The organism is Nitrospira sp., from assembly GCA_029194535.1.
Taxonomy (GTDB): domain Bacteria; phylum Nitrospirota; class Nitrospiria; order Nitrospirales; family Nitrospiraceae; genus Nitrospira_C.
Window position 1 is genome coordinate 115,727 of record JARFXR010000001.1, and the last position, 18,296, is coordinate 134,022.

The window sequence follows — 18,296 nt, forward strand, 5'->3', positions numbered from 1 at the left end:
CACCTGATCTGCTCCCCATCACAGCCGAGTGACTGCTCCATAATCTCCGACAGACACTGACGGATATCCCCGTGGGTTTCCATGCGGGGTTCCCCTAGACAAACGTGCGGGGCTGTATAGCTGCGGGTGCATCTGTAGTGCCACACGCAAGTTCTGCCCTGCAAGATGGGCAACCCTCGAAGATTCAATCAGTTTGAGAGGTTGCTTGCAGACCACTGGCCGGGAAACTGTAGCATTACAGGAGAGATGGGCTCAGCCTACTGTGGAGTCTCTCACCAGAATAAGGGTTGAACACCTTCTGTCCGATCGACCAGGCATCGCTGATGAAAGCGATGCGGAGGCGTTCCAGAGCGGAGGGGGGCCGAACCAGGTGGCGCAGGAAGGACGGCGTGGAAGTTCGAATCTGTTGCAGAACTCCTCATGCCTGAAAAAGCAAAAGTGGCAACATGCGACAACCGACGGCCTTGAACGCACTACCCTCCGTTCAAGCCCTGCGTTGTGCGTACGCGTCGGCAGCAACCCAGCGTCACAAGTACATCCAAGATCTGCAGTCGTGGATCGTTGATTGGAGAGCGCTCCTTCTTGCTCCCGCGCTCCTCAGCCGATCTTGTAAGTCCATGCGGTGAGTATTGACTACTGATCGAGCACGAATGTGACCTTTAAGTCCACCCGAAACAATGAAACCTTATTGTTTTCGACGACGACGTGCTGTTCCTTTACCCATGCGCCTTTGATGTTATGGATCGTGTTCGACGCTCGAGCAATACCGCTCTGAATGGCGTCCTCAAAACTCTTCGACGATTCGCAACTGATCTCTATAATCTTGGCAATGGACATGGTATTGACTCCTTTCAGCCGGAGTGTCGTGAACGCCTCCTGCTCTTCGACACCGTATAGGCAGGCAGCAAGGTACGTGCCGAACTGTTCACAGAAGACCTTCTGCCGCGCCAATCGCTCACCCCGCCGGGGAGGAGTCGCTCTGAACGGAGGCGTCCGCCGGCGTTGAGGTACGGTGCAAGGCGATCCTCTCGTTGACAGGATTGTTGGCAAGTCCCGCCGTCTTATTGTTGGAACGGACCCGAACGAATATACGTCGGGGGCAGCGCCCAGATGCTTCATTCAAGGCAATATTGACAGGAGTGTGGCATTGGGAGTGCATTGGAAGTGTCTCGAGAGACACGCGTGTGCCGCTCGATGAACGAAACGATTCACATCCCCTGTCCCCATTGTCGAAGTGTCAACCGTGTCCCGACCACACGGCTGGCCCACCGGCCCAACTGCGGCTCGTGTCATGCGCCGCTATTTACCGGCCATCCGATCAGGCTGACGGCAGAGGACTTCGATCTCCATGCGTCGCGCTCCGACGTTCCGCTGGTCGTGGACTTCTGGGCACCCTGGTGCGGTCCATGCCTCACGATGGCGCCCGCTTTCGAACGGGCGGCCACGACATTGGAGCCTCAGATTCGGCTGGCCAAGGTCAACACGGAGGAGGAACGAGATCTTGCGACCAGGTTCCGCGTCGTCAGCATTCCGACGCTGATGGCATTCCGCGGAGGCCGAGAACTGGCACGGCAACCAGGCGCCTTGGGAGCGCAGGACATCGTGCGCTGGGTGCGGGCAAATGTGTAAGACCGAGGGGGCTCGACGCAACGACCGTTACAGGAACAGCGCAACATCTGCGACGAGGCAGCTCTTACAAACAGAACGGCTGCCATGCTCTCGCCTGACGGAGGGATCTCATGACGCGGAAGGAAGCGGGAAACACCGTGATCGATCGATTGGCGCACCGCTTGCACCGGGCCAATATGTGGATTCGACTGCTCCTGTTGGGCGCAACGGTCCTCTGCCTCGTTCCGGTTCAAGCCGCTTCCGGAGAGTCCACAGGCAAACAGCGGGATCATGTGGAGGCTGGAAGGGCGGTGTTCAACGGAAAGGGAGCTTGCTCCTACTGCCACGGAAAGGACGGACGGCGAGACAAGCTCCCGCGCATCGAGCCGATACCGCCGCTCTTATCGAGCGGCTCAATCCGGCGCCGGCTGAGCTGCGCAATCCCAAAGCGCTCCGGCTGAGGACGGACCGAGAGCGAGCCAAGGCCATCAGAAAAGCCCACCCTGGAACAGGTATGTTCCCGGACACGACGATAACCGATCAGGAACTTGCCGATACGTTGGCCTTCCTGGCGCTGCTCCGGTAGGAAAGCGCCGCAACATCCCGGTGATCGGCTTGAGTCGGAACATGCAGGAGAGGACGATCGCGAGCATGTCGATTCATCGCATCCGGAGAGCCTTCATCCTATCGCTGAGCTTCATGGCGACGGCCATCGTCCTGCACGGCAACGTCTCGCCGGCGAACGACGGCAGCCATCAAGATGGCGACAGGCACCCTTTGGCCGGGACCGTCTCAGACTCTTCCGCCGGAGACGCCCCTCGGGGAAAGGAGCTGTACGATGCCAGTTGCGTCGTATGCCACGGCCCGAGAGCGGAGGGGAACATTGGTCCTCGTTTGGCGGGCAATCCCCTGCTGTCGAACGAGCAGGTCTTCCGAAAGATCGTGCACGAGGGACGGCATATGATGCCGCCGTTGAAGGGTTCGATCACTGATCGGCAACTGGCCGATATTCTGGCCTGGCTCAGGACGCTTCCATAGCCGCCGTCGCCGACGTCTCCACCGGACCGAGCGGTAGCGCAGCAACGAGTCGCCTTGGTGCCTGGGCGCGAAGCGCCTCCACGGCCGACAGAAACGTCGCCCCTGCGGCGATCCCGTCGTCCACGAGCACGACCGGCCGCCCGTTGAGATCCATGAGACGACGGCCCTCCCGGTACAGCCGTTGGCGTCGGAGGAGTTCGGCTTTCTTTTCCACCGCCAGAGCCTCGACCGCTTCCGGCAGCGATCCACCATCACCGGCATTCAGAGGGTTCACATAGAGATTGCCCACCTCGGTGATCGCGCCCAGCGCAGATTCGGGATTCACCGGCGAACCGTGTTTCCAGGCGATGAAGACATCGAGCGGAAAGTGAAGCACAAGGCTCAGCCGCTACCCCACCACCACGCCGTCGCGGGGCAGCGCCAAGACCAAGCCATCAGGGCTGTCTCGATAGGCGAGAAGCCGCTGGGCAAGACGGCATCCGGCCTCGTCACGGTCGCGAAACATCCTCACCATCATCTGCCGAGGAGAGTCCCTTCGTACTCATCCACGGCATGGGTGCCTCCCTGCGTCCCCGCTTCGCGGAAACGGTACAGACCGTTGCTTGTGTTTCGCCGGAACGAACCTTGAGGGCGGCGACACCGAGCCAGGGGCGCCGATCGGCTTGCTTGTGTGATTCGTCCGAGCCGAAGTGAAGACGGACGGCTCGGAGTCGGCGTGACGAAGCGACTCAGAAGCGTGGAGGAGGGGACGTCCCGGGAACAGGGGCTCGGACGGCTGCCTGGCTCCCGTCCTCGAAACGGGCCGACGCGCTACTTCCGAGTACCCGAGCTTTCTCACGCGGGCGGCAATAGTGGAACATCGCATACACGATGGTCCTAAACAGCATGTCCACCGCATCCTGCTTTCGGACGAAGGCTGCGGCGCCGGCGGCGATCATCGAGTTGTAGATGTGGGGAGTATAGTCCGCCGACAGGCCCAGAATCACCACATGCGGCATCGATTGCTTGAGGCGACGCGTGGTTTCCACCCCGTTCGGAGAGGCCAGGTTGACATCCATCAGCACCAGATCGACCTTGTGAAGGACCGCCTGGTTGATGGCGCTCTCCCCGTCGGAGGCGTCCGCGACGACTTCGATGAGATCCCCGCACGGTTCCAGGATGATCCGCATCATCTCGCGAATCGCCGCATGACCGTCCACGATCAACACCCGCCAGCGGAGCGCGGGCTGTGGTCTTACGACACTTGCAGCCGTGGACTCCCGCTCCCGCAGCCGATCCGCCAAAAACGACAACGCTTGATCATCCCGCGGCGACGCGTACATGGTATTTCCCTCCTGATCACGCAGACCATGCCCTAGCCCGGCTCTCTACGCATAGCGCGTCGAATAGGACGGAGTAACTAGGAAACACCCTAGGGGTAGCCACGGGGGCATCCGCAATCGGCAGGCTGGGCGGGCTCGTCACCATCCAGACCGCGCAGACCACGCTGTTTCGTGCCGGGCGGCGACACCATCCGTGGCCTCACTGTCCGAACAGACCGGCGTATATGGGGCCATTAGGGACAGGGCCCTCTGAATAGGTTGAGCGTTCACGCCGGACCGTGAGCGGTTCGCCTTGAGAAGAGCCTAGCAGTGTGTTGACATACTGCGTGATGACCTCGGAAATGGAGTCGTGTCTGGGGTCACGGACGCCATCCGCATGCCCTGCAGGCTGTTCAGAAAGGCCGTCCTTCCCCACCCACCCACCCCGACGCGCCAAGACGCGTCGGTTTCCCTGAAGGCCGCGACGAGGTTCACGCCGCGCGGAATAAGGCGCGGCACGTTTGTGAACGCCCGCGAGATGGTGAGGCGGCAGTGTCCCGCGGGAACGCCGCTGACGGACTTTGTCAACAGCCTGCACGTAAGTGTTACTACCCGCACGAACGATCGACACGTCTGTTGGCAGGTGTCTTGGCGTCAGATAGCGAATGTGACGAGGAACAACGCGTGCCGCGATGGACTGGTGTCAATCACCCACGCCCAAATTGATGCACTTGCCTCATTGTGCAGGAGTCTATGCATGATTAATCTAAAAGCGCAGATGCGAATCACGCCCGGGTTCGTGAGAGACCGGGATGCAAGGAAGGAGGAAGGAAACGACGATGTGGCTCAAAGAGAGGGGGTGCGCCATGAGATGGATGAGGCGTGTTCCGCTGTCCGCCATGTGCCGCTCTATGGCCTTGGTGCTCGGTTTGCTGGGAGGCGGGGAGTCGGTTGCGAGCGACGCGGCCACAGCAAGACAGGAACCGACGGAACTGACGATCCAGGTCACCATCAAGAAAATGGAATTCCATGTCTCCGGCTATGGGCGAGAAGGGAATCCGACCGCCATCGTGGTCCGCAACGAGGATGGGGTGACCCACGGGTTCTACTCCCCCTTGTTCAAGGACACTTCGGTTCGTCTTGAAGGCGATGGGTACCAGGTGACGGGGAAAGATGGCCCGGTGTTCCGGGTAGACCCAGGGAAGACGATGACGCTCCACTTCACAAAGGGGTCAGCGAACGCTCCACTTACGATGATGAGTCCGCTCATGCGTCATGTCATCTGGTGCGACATGCACCCGGAGGTGAAAGGGGAACTGTTCGTCATCGAGCGTCGAGGCTAGTAAGCGAGCCGATGCGCCAGAAGAAAGGAGGTCAATGGCGTGACGGGGGCATGAACTGACAAGCAGTAGGTAGCGGGATTCAGAGGACACGAGGCGGTGAATGTTCGAACCAAGGAGGTCAATCATGCAGATCCGAGGGCATACAATCGGCTTGCTCGCTGTTCCCATCATCGCGGCAGCATTGATGCTGGTGGGAACAGGCACGGCCTATGCGCAAGCTAAGGGGATGGGGGCGCCACCATCGAAGGTGGAGATCACCATCAAGGACCGGACCCATGGGTATGACACCGTGGGGTTCACCATGCCGTCGCAGGACACCACGATTGTGGTTCGGAACATGGACAGCGTGACTCACGGATTCGCCGCGAAGCTGTTCAAGGAAGTATCGGTTCGGATGGAGGGTGACGGAGTTTTGGTGGAAGGGAGAAACATCAAGGCCTACCACGTGGATCCGGGAAAGACGATGGTGCTCCACTTCTCCACGATGGCCTCGAAGAATGATCCGGCGACGGGGATCGCGGAAAGTGCACGATACGCCATCTGGTGTGACATTCACCCCGAGGTCAGAGGGGAGTTGTATGTCGTCGAGACCAAGGGCGAGGTCGGCGGCGGATGACGGGTTGATGAATCCCGAGCCGGAAGGTCTCGCAGTAGGGCGCGTAGGAGGCTAGATGATGTCGTGATCGTGTGGGCGGCGGCCGCAGCCCTGTTCAGCGCTCCGGCGCTCTGGAGCCCGATCGGGGCTGCGGAGTTCGACCGGAGCGGGTCCTGATGTGAAGCATCATAAACAGTGGCGCGAGAAGACCGTGTTGACGGCAACTTAGATAGTCGCTCCATCTTGAGGCAATTCGCGCCATCACTTCTTCCGGCATTGGCCTGAAACACCCCACCACCCGCTCCCGACGAGATCGAGTCAACTACCGGTGCCATTCGGTCTCCAGCATATCAATGGGTTCCGTTGGAACTGCGAGGAACGACATAGGCACTTTCCATGCGAGTGCTGTCGTTGTGGGAACGGGCATAGGCGTGGCGGCGACCAGACCAGCGGGTATTGAGCCAGCGCGGAGAGACCGCCCTTATGCCTGTGATCGATCCGGTGGGCTCGTGGCGCCGGACTGGACCAACGAAGGAGTTGGCCGTGTGGGTGCCAGGCGCTGTGTGATCTGCGGGGCGCGGGTGGATCCGAGGATTGTGAACAAGAGGGATGAGCAGTCTGACAAGCGAGTCCGTGTCGGCAATGCCGACGGGTGCGCGGGGTTCGGACGCAATTGTGTCACATATTCTGAACCGAGGTCAGGACCATGAAGGGAGACGTGAAGGCCGCCGCCCCTGAGGCGACGGCGATCCCAGAGGCTATCCAGCATGAATTTTCTCCCGGCCTCGCCGGTGTGCCGGCAGCCAAGTCCTCCATCAGCTTTGTAAACGGCCAGACGGGTCCGCTGGAATATCGCGGGATCCGGATTGAGGAGCTGGCTAAGCACAGTTCCTTTCTGGAGACGACCTACCTGTTGCTCTACGATCAACTGCCGGGACAGACTGAACTAGACCGGTTCACGGTCGATGTGACACAGCATCGGCGCATCAAGTATCAAATCAGTGATCTGATCAAATGTCTCCCCGAGCACGGGCACCCGATGGATGCCCTGCAAGCCGCAGTCGCAGCCCTCGGGATGTTCTACCCGGCGAGACAGGTATTAGATCCCCAAGTGCAATACTGGTCGACCATCCGACTGATCGCGAAGGTTCCCACGATCGTAGCCGCATACTACCGACTTCGACGCGGCGATGAGCAGATTCCGCCCCGCGATGATTTGGACCATGCCGGCAACTTCTTGTACATGCTGACGGAGAAAGTGCCCGACCCTATGATCGCGAAGGTGCTGGACACCTGCCTCATTCTCCATGCCGAGCACACGATGAATGCCTCCAGCTTCAGTGGCTTGGTGACCGCCTCCACGCTGGCGGATCCCTACACGGTCGTCTCTTCGGCGATCGGGACCCTGAAAGGACCTCTCCACGGCGGAGCGACCCTGGAAACCATAGAAATGTTGGAGGAGATCGGATCGGTGGACAACGTCCGGCCATACATCCAGAAGAGGCTGGCCGCGAAGCAGAAACTCATGGGATTCGGGCATCGGATCTACAAGATAAAAGATCCGAGAGCCGTCATCCTGCAAGAGTTAGCCCACCGGCTCTTTGCACACTATGGACATTCTCGGCTGTATGAGGTGGCAGAGGAAGTTGAGCGGGTCGGAGAAGAGCTATTAGCAGGCAAAGGAATCCACGCCAACGTGGATTTCTACTCCGGCGTGCTCTACGCAACGATGGGTCTCGATGAAGACTTTTTCCCGTGCCTATTTGCGATGGCGCGCGTGAGCGGCTGGTTGGCTCACTGGCTGGAACAGCTCAAGGACAATAAGCTCTTCCGACCGGATCAGATCTATGACGGACAGCACGGCCGAGCCTATGTTCCCATTGGTCGCCGGCTGGGAGGAGCATAGCGAGATTATGGCAGCTCTCACGATCGCGTGACCACGGTGAGACGAAGCGACAGACTGTTAGGAAAAATGGACATTGGATGTGTGACCGTTGCAAGAACGTAGTCCTGGCAGAAGCTGTGGCGAAGAGGCGACAGATCGTGAAAGAGGGGGGTGGGCCTTCCGGGCCGTAGGGACGTAGGGTCCGGCGGTCGGAGCCTTGCAACGATGGTGACGGTGGCGACTCATGAGGTGAACAGGCCGGCTCGTGTGGGCGAATCTCGTGATGCCGCACCGCACGGCCCAGGCGACATCGGATTGAGACTTTCCGTCATCCATCTCTCAGGCAGCCGCCGGGTTGCTGAAAGGGGCAGGCCGCAATCTGCAGAAGCTCGTGCAAGACCTGACCGGCCGCAACCTCATCAGGCCGCTGACGACGCAGGGCCACGTAAGCGACGCTGTTCCGAACCGTGTGATCCATGATGCCCAGACCACGAGCGGAGGAAGCGGGAGTCCGATCTTCAACAGCCAAGGAGAACTCATTGCCGTCCACTCGTCCATCATGACGCGGTTCGGCGCAGTAGGTTCCGGCGTGCCGATCGCCAGGGTGGTCGAATTATTTCACTCGGAAAGTTGAGTTGTCGAAGAGGGAAGCAGCCATGTCTGAGCCGTCGGATCAGAAGTCCCCGGAGATTCTCATCCAGATCCAAGCTGCCGAGCAGAAAGTGGAAAACATGCTGCGCGCGGCTCAGCAAGACGCGGCTGCCATTCTCGACAAGGCTCGGGCTCAGGCTGAAACCCTGTTACGCGGGACACGTCGCCGCCTTGAGGAGAGGAAGAAAGCGGTCGAGGCCGCCGGCACGGCGGAGGCAGAACGTGAGGCTGAGCAACTGCTCACGAATGCACGGGCAAAGGCTGGCGATCTCAAGGGCAGGTGCATGCGCAGGATGGATGAGGCGGTCGGCCTGGTGCTCAAGCGGATTCTGCCATCTCCTCTAATCAGTGATTCGCAATCAGCCGTCGGCAGAAATCAAAACGCGCTGAAAGCTGACGGCTGAATACCGGTCGCCGAGGGCGAATCCATGATTGAGTCAATGGCGAAGGTACGATTGGTTGCTCCCCGGACTCTCGTGGACCGTGTGACGTCCACTCTCCAGGAGACCGGCGTCCTACATATCGAGTCTGCTCCGATGGAAGCGGCACGGATCCCCTTACGTCCTCAGGTGATGAATGAATCTGTCCGACAACGGCGGGCTGAACTTGAACGATTGCAGGAAGACGTGCGTCGGCTTCTTCTACTCTTGCCTGATATCTCGTCAAACGAGCGCATCAGTACGGAACAAGCTCGGCATCCGGACCTTACGGAAGGAGCAATCAAGCAGCTTGACCATTCAGTCCGAGAGATCGCTGCCCGTGTTGACGATCTGTCCGCTCGGCTGAAGGCTTGTGAAGAGGAATTAGCCCTCCTGTCCAAGTATGAAAAGGCCTTGGCGGGATTGGCGCCGTTCTTACGGTTCATTCAGGAAAGCGAGGAATTGGACCACCTCGGCGTGACGCTCGATGAGCGCGAAGGATCCCCTGATCTCCTGCGTCTCCTGCGAGAAATGATGGCCAAGATCACGGACAATGGTTATGAGCTGTTCCACACTAGGATAGACGCACGTTCGTTGGTCGTGCTGCTGGTGTTTTCCAAGGTGCATAGCGCCAGGGTTCGCAATCTGTTGTGGGAGGAAGGGATCGCCGAACTACGACTGCCGGTGTCCGTCTCAGACAAGCCTTTGGGAGAGGCCGTGCGCATGCTACTTCAGCAGAAGACGGAGCTCCCTCTGGAGGCGCACCGCTATCGCGGGGAACTGAGAGAGGTCGCACTCCAGCGGCGCCAGGAATTAGCGGAATACCACGACGCCATTGTGCGTTGCCTCGAACGAATCGAAGCGAGCCTGTATTTCTATCAAACCGAGATGGCCACCTTGATCTACGGCTGGGTCCCGTGTCGGATGCTCACCGGCTTACGGCTCAGGATCGGGGACGAATTCGGCGGCAAGGTTGTGTTGGAAGAATGTCCGGTTGCTCCCCAGGAATGGGCGGTTGTCCCGGTGGCACTGCGCAATCCCGCCTTTCTCCAACCATTTGAAACATTGACCCGAGTCGTGTCCTTGCCGCGATACGGGAGCATCGATCCGACTCCGTACGTGGCGACGTTCTTCCCCTTGTTTTACGGCGTGATCCTCGGCGATGTCGGCTATGGGTTGCTCCTACTTGTCGCCGCAGCCATGGTCCGACGGCGGTGCCGTTCCCACCCCCTCGTTCGCGACCTTTCGACGATCTTCCTGTGGGCTTCGGGTTCGGCAATCTTGTTCGGTCTCCTGTTTGGGGAGTTGTTTGGGGAACTGGGCGAGTATGTCGGTCTGCGTCCGGTCCTGAACCGCATGCAATCGTTCTTGCCTCTTCTCTACATATCCATCGGGATCGGCACGGTGCATGTGGTGTTAGGGCTTGCGCTGGGTGCGCACTCTGCCCTGCGGCGTGGGAACCGGCAGGTGAGTCTCATGAAGTGCGGCAGCATGGTGCTTGTGCTGTCATTCATCTCTCTCCTCGCAAGCGTCGCCGGACTAGCGCCGCGCGAATGGAGATCGGCGGAGGTCGTAGGGCTGCTGTGCGCGCTGGTCATCATCTTCATCTCTGGAAGGGGCCGCGGAGTCATGGAGCTGCACAACCTGGTCAATGTGCTCTCCTACCTGCGCCTGATGGGGATCGGCGTCGCGTCGGCCGCGCTTGCCTTTGCCGCCAACAAGCTGGGCGGCCTGGTGGGCAACGTCTTCTTGGGCATCGTCATCGCGGTGACGCTCCACGGGATTAATGTCATCTTCGGCATCCTCTCACCGACCATCCAATCGCTCCGGCTCCATTATGTAGAATTTTTCGAAAACTTCTTTGCGCCCGGCGGCCGCCAGTACAAGCCTTTTCGGCATCTCCATCCGACACTACCTGTTCGAGGATGAGGCGGAGGACAACCATGAAGGAGGGATCATGACAGAGATCGGACTCATCGCGATCGGTGCGGGCTTGGCCATTGGGCTGGCGGCCCTGGCTACAGCATTGGCGCAGGCTAGGATTGGTGCAGCGGCGATTGGTGCCATTTTGGAGAAACCGGAGGCCTTCGGGACGGTGTTGATTTTGCTCGTCATCCCGGAAACGTTGGTCATCTTCGGGTTTACCGTCGCCATTCTGATTTTATTCGCCCTCAAGTAAGGCTCACGATGCCGTACGCAACGCTCATTGACGCGCTGCTGGAAGAAGGGAGAACCAAGAGCGAAGCCATTGTGCGTCAGGCTCAGGTTGAAGCCGAGCGGCTTCTGAATGATGCGCAGCAACAGTGCGAAACCTTGGACCGTGAGGCAGACGCCGCCATCCGCCGAAGCCTATCCACCCAGCGCGCTGTGATTCTGAGCAGCGCGGCTCTCTCTGCTCGCCATGTCATGCTCCGAGCCAAGCGAGAGATCCTAGATGCCGTGTGGCGGCACGTCAGTCAGAAGGCCACGACGCTTACCGGCCATGCTCGGACGGCGGTCCTCAGCGCACTCCTTGACGAAATACTCACCGCGAGCTCTTCTCAATCACCCCGAGTGCTCATTGATGGTCGGGAGCGTCCCTACCTTGAAGAGATCTTGACAGAGCGAAGCATCACTTTTGAAGAGCAACACCAGGATGACCTGCTTCTTGGGATCAGGTTGGAAGGGAATGGCGAGGTCTTAACAAACTGCTTGGCCGCTCGTCTCGCCAAGGCGAAGCCGGAACTGACGATCGAGCTGAACCGACTGTTGTTCATCGAGGAGACAGTCGGTGCTCGGCAATGAGCCGCGACCTCACGCGAGAGATGACAAATGGCTGACTACGCCTATACCAACGCCAGGATCCGTGCCATGGAGGGCCGTCTTCTCAGCCGGAGGCAGTATGAGTCTTTGTTAGGCCAGGAGCGCCTCGATACCTTGGTGCAGGCGCTGAAGAGTTCGTCGTATGCGCGCACGGTGGAGCAAACTCTCACGGCACTCAATCTTGCTCAGCTTTCCCAGACGATCATTCGCATCGATGAAGCTCTGCGGCGGGACCTTATGCAGAATCTCAGCGCGCTTCGGCGCTTCTTCTCCGATCGCTCGCGAGAGCTGATCAACGCGCTCTTCCTTCGATGGGATGTCTACAATGTGAAAACGGTGTTGCGCGGGAAGCGGGTTGCCGCGCCGGTCGAAGAAATCCTGGCGACGACGCTTCCGGTCGGGATCCTGGACGACATGGCTGTGGCCGAACTTGCACGAGCGCCGACCATGCAAGCCGCGGCTCATCTGCTGGAGACGTGGCGACTTCCACTCGCCCGTCCGGTCAGAACCGGACTGAACCTGCTCGGAGAGGCCGACGCGCTGCAGCCGCTTGAGTCTGAGCTGGATCGGTTCGCTGTTATGAGCACAGCCCGACTGGCCGGTGACGGCGATGACAAAGCCCGAATCGTGGGGGACTATCTCCGGTTTCTCGCGGATAAGGTCAATATTCTGACCGCGCTCCGCTACCTGGCCGAACGCAGTGCTCTTTCTCCGGTAGAGGCCCGCCGCCATTTCGTCAAGGGAGGGGGACGGTTCACTCGATCCGACTACGAGGCGGTTGTGGACGCTCGAGATCTGCACGATGGACTCGCCCGGCTCACGGCAACCCCCTACGGGTGGCTTGCCGACGTATTTCCGGAAAGCGACACCATTGCTCTTCCGCTTGTGGAGAGACACTTGGACAGCGCGGGCATGCGCAAAGCCGTAGGCCTCGCTCGGCCGGATCCATTGGGGATCGGTCAGGCGATCTCGTATATCGAGCAGAAGACGAACGAGGTCCGTAATCTCCGGATGATCCTCCGAGGGAAGGCATTGGGAATGCAAAAGGAACAAATCGCGGAATGGCTGATCCTATGGCCCGTCTGGTCGTCGTGACTGATCCCGACACAGCGCTGGGTTTTCGATTGGCTGGTGTCGAAGTGAGTGAGGTGAGCGCCAAGAAAGAGGCAGCAGAGCGATTGCTTGCGTTCCTTCGAACGAAGGAGGCAGGAATCGTAATCTATAACGAGGAGTACCGGATGGGGCTTCCGGAGAAGAGCCAGATCGAGCTGGAGGAAAGCGTGAGCCCGGTCTTCTTTGGAATCCGAGTCTCTCAGGCCGAGCGAGTGGGGGAACCCCGAGAGCAATACCTCGCCCGTCTCCTCCGACGAGCCATCGGGTATCAACTGAAAATCAAGCGATGAGCGGAACCATCATTAAGATCTCCGGCCCAACCGTCGTCGCACGGGGAATGGAACAAACCCGCATGTTCAATCGTGTCGCGGTCGGGAAGACAGGATTGCTCGGGGAGGTGATTCGTCTTGGCGGAGGGGAAGCGACGATTCAAGTGTATGAAGACACCACGGGACTGATGCTCGGCGAGGAGGTGGCCGATGCGGGAGAGCCCCTCCAAGTGGAGCTCGGTCCTGGCCTCCTCGGCTCCATCTTTGATGGGGTCCAGCGTCCATTGAACGTGATCGCGACCCGGCTGGGTGACTGGATTGCGCGTGGGGTCACCTTGCCGGCCCTGTCCAGAGAACGACGATGGGCGTTCACTCCAACAGTCCGTCCCGGGACGGCAGTCGTCGGTGGAACGTGCGTGGGAGTCGTTCAAGAGACCGTGAAGGTCGAACATCGCATTTTGGTCCCGCCGAGATGGTCCGGGACGCTCTCCAAGATTCAGGCAGGCACCTTTACCATCGAGGAGCCGATTGCCTGGCTCGATGGGGACCGTTCATTGACTCTGTTGCAGCGCTGGCCGGTGCGGGCTTCTCGTCCTGTCACCGAACGGCTCCCTCCGAACGTACCGTTCATTACCGGCCAGCGGGTTTTCGACATGCTCTTCCCCATCGCCTCCGGCGGAACCGTGATTGTGCCCGGGGGATTCGGAACTGGGAAGACCGTGGTCGAGCAAACGCTCGCCAAGTATGCGCAGGCCGATATCATCATTTACATAGGCTGTGGGGAACGGGGCAACGAAATGACCGAAGTGCTGACCGAGTTTCCACACCTGAACGATCCCGGCACCGGCTTGCCGCTCATGGAGCGCACCGTCCTCGTCATCAATACCTCGAACATGCCGGTGGCGGCCCGAGAGACCTCGATCTACACGGGGATCACCATGGCGGAATACTACCGCGACATGGGCTATGCCGTAGCCCTGATGGCAGACAGCACGTCACGCTGGGCGGAGGCGACCCGTGAGATTTCGGCCAGGTTGGAAGAGATGCCGGGTGAGGAAGGGTATCCCACCTACTTGGGCACCAAACTGGCCGGATTTTATGAACGTGGTGGCCGGGTCCGCTGTCTGGGACAGACAGACCTTCAGGGGTCGGTGACGATCGTCTCCGCCATCTCTCCACCGGGTGGAGATTTTTCAGAGCCCGTGACGCAAAGCTCGATGCAAGTGACCGGGGGGCTCTGGGCGTTGGACTCGGATCTGGCGCATCGCCGCCATTTCCCTGCGATCAATTGGAAGCGTAGTTTCTCGCTGTACTCAACACCTCTCGATCCTTGGTTTCAGACGAAGATTGCACCCGACTGGCCTCAGCTCCGGGCTGAGTTGGCGGGACTCCTCCAAAAAGAAGAGGAACTGCAGGAGATCGTCCAGCTTGTCGGGATCGATGCGCTCCAAGACCCGGAGCGCATCCTGTTGGAGGTCAGCAGCCTGGTTCGGGAAGAGTACCTCCGGCAGAACGCCTATTCTGACATTGACGCGGCCTGCCCGCTCGCGAAGCAGTACTGGATGCTGAAAGCCCAGTTGGAATTTCTTCGCTATTGCCAGGCCTTGCTTAAGCAGGGGCGTCGGATTGAACAACTCCTTGCCTCTTCGTTTAGAAGCGAGCTCGAGCGCATGAAGGAGACGCCTCCGGACGGTTGCATCCAGCAGGCCCAGACGATGATCGGGAAGATGCAGCAGGAGCTGGAGACGTGAAGCGTCGCTCGTGAAGGGTGAATGTCCGCGACGCGAAGAACAGTGAGCGTCACGCTTGCGGACGGGCGCGAGCCGGTGAGCGCCCAGTGCGTTAACGCTGCGAGAAACGATTCACGCGCGACGGACTATAGCGAGATATGAGCGACGAGAGACGAGGTGCGACAAGGAATGGATGACCTGATCACCCGCGACTATCAGGCCGTCAGCGGCATTGCCGGCCCGCTACTCTTTGTGGAGAAGCTGAAGAAGGCTTCCCTCGGAGAGATGGTCGAGATTCTTCTCCCCAGCGGCGAGGCCCGACGAGGTCAAGTGATCGAGCTGTCTGAGCAGCATGCCGTCATCCAGGTCTTGGAGGAGACGACGGGCTTGGGAGTGACCGGGACCAGAGTCCGGCTCACGGAATCGGTTGCCATGATGGATCTCTCGCCCGATCTTCTAGGCCGGCGACTCAACGGCGCCGGGCTGCCTCTCGACGGCCTGCCGTCGATCATCCCCGATATCCGCATGGACATCATTGGGCGGCCTATGAACCCGGTCTCTCGAGACAAGCCCTCCCATTTCATTCAGACAGGGCTTTCAACCATTGATGCGCTCAACACGCTGGTGCGCGGGCAGAAGCTGCCGATTTTCTCCGGCGCCGGGCTGCCGGCCAAGGAATTGGCGGCGCAGATCGTTCGTCAAGCGAAGGTGAGGGAGGACACGGGGACAGGCGCCGCCCAGGGGGCGGGAGCCAGTCCCTTCGCCATCGTGTTTGCGGCGATGGGGATCACGTTTCGGGAAGCCTCGTTCTTTCTCAGTGAGTTCGAACGTGGCGACGTGATGGAGCACACGGTCGTGTTCCTGAACCTCGCGGATGATCCGACGATTGAGCGGCTGCTTACCCCACGGTACGCCTTAACCGCCGCAGAATATCTGGCCTTCACGCTAGGGCGCCATGTGCTGGTGATCCTGACCGACATGGCTGCGTATTGCGAAGCGCTGCGCCAAATCGCGACGGCACGGGAGGAAATTCCAGGCCGGCGCGGCTACCCGGGATACATGTACTCGGACTTGGCCTCCATCTACGAGCGGGCCGGACGGATCAGGGGCAAAGCCGGCTCAATCACCCAGCTTCCGATCGTCACCATGCCGGATGACGATATCACTCATCCGATCCCCGATCTGACCGGGTACATCACGGAGGGTCAGATTGTGCTGTCCCGCGAGCTGCATCGCAAGGGCATCTTTCCTCCCATCGACGTTCTGCCCTGTCTGTCGCGGCTGATGAACCTCGGGATTGGTCCCGGCAAAACTCGTGAGGATCATCGGGCGGTGGCCGATCAACTCTATGCCTTCTACGCACATGGGCGAGACATTCGACGTCTCGCGGCAATCGTAGGCGAGGATGGTCTGAGTGAGTCCGACAAACACTTCTTGAAGCTCGCCCAGGACTTTGAGCAGCAGTTCGTGAACCAAGGGTCGCACGAGCGCGAGATCGCGGAGACCTTGGACCTCGGATGGGCATTCTTGCGCTATCTTCCGAAAGAGCGACTGACAAGGGTGAAGCCGGAACTGATTGAACGGTACTACGGGCGAAAAGAGACGTGAAGCGTTGCTCGTAAGGCGTATCTCGTCCGAGAGGGATACGAACAACGACTACGAGGTGCGATGGAAACGCTCGGCCGCACCAGAATGAATCTGCTGTTCCTGAAGCGCCAGGTCGAAGTCGCTCAGCGCGGGCTGGAGCTGCTCCGCAGCAAGCGTGAGGCGCTGGTGCACGAATTCTTCGCCGTCATGGATCGTGTGGCGGAAAGCCGAGCCCGAATGGAGGGTGTGATGGGACAGGCTCTCTCCACCCTGACGCTGGCTCTCGGCATGGAAGGCCGGGCGTCGCTCCGATCAGCCGGTTATGCGGCAAGCCGGACTCTCCCCATCGAGCTGACTGAACGCAATGTGTGGGGCGTCCGGTTTCCGGAAGTCCGCTACGCTCCTGTGCTTCGGGCGCTGGATGCGCGAGGTTACGCCACGTCAGGGGTGTCCACACACATAGACGAAACGGCACGACGGTTCGAACAGGTACTGGAAGTGATCCTACGCAGCGTCTCGGTTGAGTTGCGGCTGAAGAAGCTCGGATCTGAGATCAAGAAAGCAACGCGCCGGATCAATGCGCTCAATGAGGTGATGATTCCTGCATTGACCCGAGAGGTCACGAACATTCGACAGACCCTCGAAGAGCGTGAGCGGGAAGACCTGTTCCGGATGAAACGCTTCAAGAGCATGAGTCGTGGACGGTGATCCGTTTCCCCTACATGGAGAACGGAAGACGATCGACGGACAACGGAGTACGGAAATGGACTTCGACTTCACCGATGAGCAACGACTAGTACGGGAAACGGTGCGGCGATTCGCCGACCAAGAGATCGCACCGGTCGCTGCAGAGAACGATCGAACCGGACGGTTCCCGCGTGAGTTGCTCAACCGCATGGCCGTGATGGGTTTCCTCGGAGGACCCATCCCGAAAGAATACGGCGGTTCAGGGTTGGATTACATCGGTCACGCCATCCTCACCGAAGAGGTAGGGCGAGCCGACTCCTCGCTTCGCACGACCTTGTCGGTGCAAGTCTCACTGGTCGAGCTGACCCTGATGCGGTGGGGAACCGAGGAGCAGAAACGCCGATACCTGCCCGAGCTGTGCGGCGGCCGTATGCTGGGCTGCTTCGGCCTCACGGAGCCGAATGCCGGAAGCGATCCGGCCGGCATGGAGACCATGGCAGTCAAACAGGGAGCCGGTTGGGTGCTCAACGGGACAAAGACCTGGATCTCAAACGGTACGGTGGCCGACCTTGCGTTGGTCTTTGCCCAGACAGATCCGAGCAAGGCCCACGATGGGATCACCGCGTTTCTCGTTGAGAAGGGCACCCCGGGATTCCCCGCTCAAGCCATCGCCGGCAAGTTGGGGCTTCGCGCGTCGGACACCGGCGAACTGATCCTCGAGAATTGTTCGGTGCCTGAGACCGCCCTATTGGGATCAGCCGGCCAAGGATTCAAAGTGGCCATGTCCGCGCTCGACAATGGCCGATATAGCGTTGCAGCCGGCTGTGTCGGAATCATCCAAGGCTGCCTGGACGCCTGCACGGAGTACGCCAAAATGCGCCGACAATTCGGCCGGTCCATCGGAAGTTTTCAACTGGTTCAAGACATGATCGCTCGCATGGCGGTGGACTTGGATGCCGCGCGCCTGCTCGTGTTTCGCGCCGGGCATCTGAAGAACCAGGGAATCCTCAACTCGTTCGAAACGTCCATCGCAAAGTATTTTGCCTCTGAAGCGGCGGTGCGGGCGGCAACTGACGCGGTTCAGATCTTCGGGGCGTACGGATATTCGGAAGAAACGCCGGTCGCGCGGTATTACCGTGACGCGAAGGTGGCCACGATCTATGAAGGCACGTCGCAGATCCAGAAATTGTTGATCGGCTCCCATCTGCTCGGCATCAAGGCGTTTACCTAGCCGGGGACGATCACGTTCCGCTGCCATCGAGTTGGCG

20 protein-coding genes are annotated in these 18,296 nt (G+C 59.8%); 17 read left to right on the forward strand and 3 right to left on the reverse strand.

Annotation, left to right across the window (positions count from 1 at the left end; all coding sequences use genetic code 11):
- Nucleotides 1-633: 633 nt before the first annotated feature.
- The gene (locus tag P0111_00495; GenBank protein ID MDF0642480.1) at nucleotides 634-837 is read right to left on the reverse strand and encodes a dodecin family protein; all 204 of its coding nucleotides are present in this window, start codon (nucleotides 835-837) and stop codon (nucleotides 634-636) included.
- Nucleotides 838-1,194: 357 nt separating this feature from the next.
- Here P0111_00495 and trxC point away from each other — a divergent pair, with 357 nt between their 5' ends.
- From trxC to P0111_00510, 3 genes are all read left to right on the forward strand, one after another.
- Nucleotides 1,195-1,629, forward strand: a complete 435-nt coding sequence (gene trxC, locus P0111_00500) for a thioredoxin TrxC (protein ID MDF0642481.1) — start codon at nucleotides 1,195-1,197, stop codon at nucleotides 1,627-1,629.
- A gap of 310 nt (nucleotides 1,630-1,939) precedes the next feature.
- Nucleotides 1,940-2,194, forward strand: coding sequence for a hypothetical protein (locus P0111_00505; GenBank protein MDF0642482.1), 255 nt, complete (start codon nucleotides 1,940-1,942; stop codon nucleotides 2,192-2,194).
- A gap of 65 nt (nucleotides 2,195-2,259) precedes the next feature.
- Nucleotides 2,260-2,646: a c-type cytochrome gene (locus tag P0111_00510; GenBank protein MDF0642483.1), complete on the forward strand. Its 387-nt coding sequence runs from the start codon at nucleotides 2,260-2,262 to the stop codon at nucleotides 2,644-2,646.
- Here P0111_00510 and P0111_00515 read toward each other — a convergent pair.
- Together P0111_00515 and P0111_00520 are read right to left on the reverse strand one after the other, a co-directional pair.
- Entirely contained in the window at nucleotides 2,630-3,022 is a 393-nt protein-coding gene (locus tag P0111_00515; GenBank protein MDF0642484.1) for a phosphoribosyltransferase family protein, read from the reverse strand. The two genes, P0111_00510 and P0111_00515, sit on opposite strands and share 17 nt — an antisense overlap.
- A 352-nt stretch (nucleotides 3,023-3,374) precedes the next feature.
- Nucleotides 3,375-3,968 (reverse strand): response regulator transcription factor, encoded by a 594-nt coding sequence (locus P0111_00520; protein ID MDF0642485.1) that lies wholly within the window; start codon nucleotides 3,966-3,968, stop codon nucleotides 3,375-3,377.
- 845 nt (nucleotides 3,969-4,813) lie between these two features.
- Here P0111_00520 and P0111_00525 point away from each other — a divergent pair.
- The 14 genes from P0111_00525 (at nucleotide 4,814) to P0111_00590 (ending at nucleotide 18,259) form a co-directional block, all read left to right on the forward strand.
- Nucleotides 4,814-5,290, forward strand: coding sequence for a hypothetical protein (locus P0111_00525; GenBank protein MDF0642486.1), 477 nt, complete (start codon nucleotides 4,814-4,816; stop codon nucleotides 5,288-5,290).
- A gap of 124 nt (nucleotides 5,291-5,414) precedes the next feature.
- Nucleotides 5,415-5,906, forward strand: a complete 492-nt coding sequence (locus P0111_00530) for a hypothetical protein (GenBank protein ID MDF0642487.1) — start codon at nucleotides 5,415-5,417, stop codon at nucleotides 5,904-5,906.
- Nucleotides 5,907-6,591: 685 nt separating this feature from the next.
- Complete coding sequence (locus tag P0111_00535) at nucleotides 6,592-7,791, forward strand: citrate synthase (protein ID MDF0642488.1); 1,200 nt, start codon at nucleotides 6,592-6,594, stop codon at nucleotides 7,789-7,791.
- A 334-nt stretch (nucleotides 7,792-8,125) separates the two neighbouring features.
- Nucleotides 8,126-8,404 (forward strand): trypsin-like peptidase domain-containing protein, encoded by a 279-nt coding sequence (locus tag P0111_00540; GenBank protein ID MDF0642489.1) that lies wholly within the window; start codon nucleotides 8,126-8,128, stop codon nucleotides 8,402-8,404.
- A 22-nt stretch (nucleotides 8,405-8,426) separates the two neighbouring features.
- Nucleotides 8,427-8,825 (forward strand): V-type ATPase subunit subunit G family protein, encoded by a 399-nt coding sequence (locus P0111_00545; protein MDF0642490.1) that lies wholly within the window; start codon nucleotides 8,427-8,429, stop codon nucleotides 8,823-8,825.
- Between the two features lie 36 nt (nucleotides 8,826-8,861).
- Nucleotides 8,862-10,769: a V-type ATPase 116kDa subunit family protein gene (locus P0111_00550; protein ID MDF0642491.1), complete on the forward strand. Its 1,908-nt coding sequence runs from the start codon at nucleotides 8,862-8,864 to the stop codon at nucleotides 10,767-10,769.
- 28 nt (nucleotides 10,770-10,797) lie between these two features.
- Nucleotides 10,798-11,019 carry a hypothetical protein gene (locus P0111_00555; GenBank protein ID MDF0642492.1) on the forward strand — a complete coding sequence of 74 codons (222 nt, stop codon included), beginning with the start codon at nucleotides 10,798-10,800 and terminating at the stop codon, nucleotides 11,017-11,019.
- An 8-nt stretch (nucleotides 11,020-11,027) separates the two neighbouring features.
- Nucleotides 11,028-11,624 carry a V-type ATP synthase subunit E gene (locus P0111_00560; protein MDF0642493.1) on the forward strand — a complete coding sequence of 199 codons (597 nt, stop codon included), beginning with the start codon at nucleotides 11,028-11,030 and terminating at the stop codon, nucleotides 11,622-11,624.
- A gap of 27 nt (nucleotides 11,625-11,651) precedes the next feature.
- Nucleotides 11,652-12,737, forward strand: a complete 1,086-nt coding sequence (locus P0111_00565; GenBank protein MDF0642494.1) for a V-type ATPase subunit — start codon at nucleotides 11,652-11,654, stop codon at nucleotides 12,735-12,737.
- Nucleotides 12,704-13,045: a V-type ATP synthase subunit F gene (locus P0111_00570; GenBank protein ID MDF0642495.1), complete on the forward strand. Its 342-nt coding sequence runs from the start codon at nucleotides 12,704-12,706 to the stop codon at nucleotides 13,043-13,045. The genes P0111_00565 and P0111_00570 overlap by 34 nt, the downstream gene beginning before the upstream one ends.
- Nucleotides 13,042-14,775, forward strand: a complete 1,734-nt coding sequence (locus P0111_00575) for a V-type ATP synthase subunit A (GenBank protein MDF0642496.1) — start codon at nucleotides 13,042-13,044, stop codon at nucleotides 14,773-14,775. Before P0111_00570 ends, P0111_00575 begins: the two co-directional genes overlap by 4 nt.
- Nucleotides 14,776-14,943: 168 nt before the next feature.
- Nucleotides 14,944-16,362, forward strand: coding sequence for a V-type ATP synthase subunit B (locus P0111_00580; GenBank protein MDF0642497.1), 1,419 nt, complete (start codon nucleotides 14,944-14,946; stop codon nucleotides 16,360-16,362).
- A 60-nt stretch (nucleotides 16,363-16,422) separates the two neighbouring features.
- Nucleotides 16,423-17,049, forward strand: a complete 627-nt coding sequence (locus P0111_00585) for a V-type ATP synthase subunit D (protein ID MDF0642498.1) — start codon at nucleotides 16,423-16,425, stop codon at nucleotides 17,047-17,049.
- A complete protein-coding gene (locus tag P0111_00590; GenBank protein MDF0642499.1) occupies nucleotides 17,039-18,259 on the forward strand; it encodes an acyl-CoA dehydrogenase family protein in 1,221 nt (406 codons plus the stop codon). The genes P0111_00585 and P0111_00590 overlap by 11 nt, the downstream gene beginning before the upstream one ends.
- The last annotated feature ends 37 nt before the right edge of the window (nucleotides 18,260-18,296 follow it).

Excerpts from the sequence above, each read along its gene's own strand:
- P0111_00545 (MDF0642490.1), top strand. The coding sequence starts at position 8,427 with ATGTCTGAGCCGTCGGATCAGAAGTCCCCGGAGATTCTCATCCAGATC.
- P0111_00525 (MDF0642486.1), top strand. The coding sequence starts at position 4,814 with ATGAGATGGATGAGGCGTGTTCCGCTGTCCGCCATGTGCCGCTCTATG.
- P0111_00565 (MDF0642494.1), top strand. The coding sequence starts at position 11,652 with ATGGCTGACTACGCCTATACCAACGCCAGGATCCGTGCCATGGAGGGC.
- P0111_00495 (MDF0642480.1), bottom strand. The coding sequence starts at position 837 with ATGTCCATTGCCAAGATTATAGAGATCAGTTGCGAATCGTCGAAGAGT.
- P0111_00580 (MDF0642497.1), top strand. The coding sequence starts at position 14,944 with ATGGATGACCTGATCACCCGCGACTATCAGGCCGTCAGCGGCATTGCC.
- P0111_00535 (MDF0642488.1), top strand. The coding sequence starts at position 6,592 with ATGAAGGGAGACGTGAAGGCCGCCGCCCCTGAGGCGACGGCGATCCCA.
- P0111_00585 (MDF0642498.1), top strand. The coding sequence starts at position 16,423 with ATGGAAACGCTCGGCCGCACCAGAATGAATCTGCTGTTCCTGAAGCGC.
- P0111_00520 (MDF0642485.1), bottom strand. The coding sequence starts at position 3,968 with ATGTACGCGTCGCCGCGGGATGATCAAGCGTTGTCGTTTTTGGCGGAT.
- trxC (MDF0642481.1), top strand. The coding sequence starts at position 1,195 with ATGAACGAAACGATTCACATCCCCTGTCCCCATTGTCGAAGTGTCAAC.
- P0111_00530 (MDF0642487.1), top strand. The coding sequence starts at position 5,415 with ATGCAGATCCGAGGGCATACAATCGGCTTGCTCGCTGTTCCCATCATC.
- P0111_00550 (MDF0642491.1), top strand. The coding sequence starts at position 8,862 with ATGGCGAAGGTACGATTGGTTGCTCCCCGGACTCTCGTGGACCGTGTG.
- P0111_00555 (MDF0642492.1), top strand. The coding sequence starts at position 10,798 with ATGACAGAGATCGGACTCATCGCGATCGGTGCGGGCTTGGCCATTGGG.
- P0111_00575 (MDF0642496.1), top strand. The coding sequence starts at position 13,042 with ATGAGCGGAACCATCATTAAGATCTCCGGCCCAACCGTCGTCGCACGG.
- P0111_00560 (MDF0642493.1), top strand. The coding sequence starts at position 11,028 with ATGCCGTACGCAACGCTCATTGACGCGCTGCTGGAAGAAGGGAGAACC.
- P0111_00510 (MDF0642483.1), top strand. The coding sequence starts at position 2,260 with ATGTCGATTCATCGCATCCGGAGAGCCTTCATCCTATCGCTGAGCTTC.
- P0111_00570 (MDF0642495.1), top strand. The coding sequence starts at position 12,704 with ATGGCTGATCCTATGGCCCGTCTGGTCGTCGTGACTGATCCCGACACA.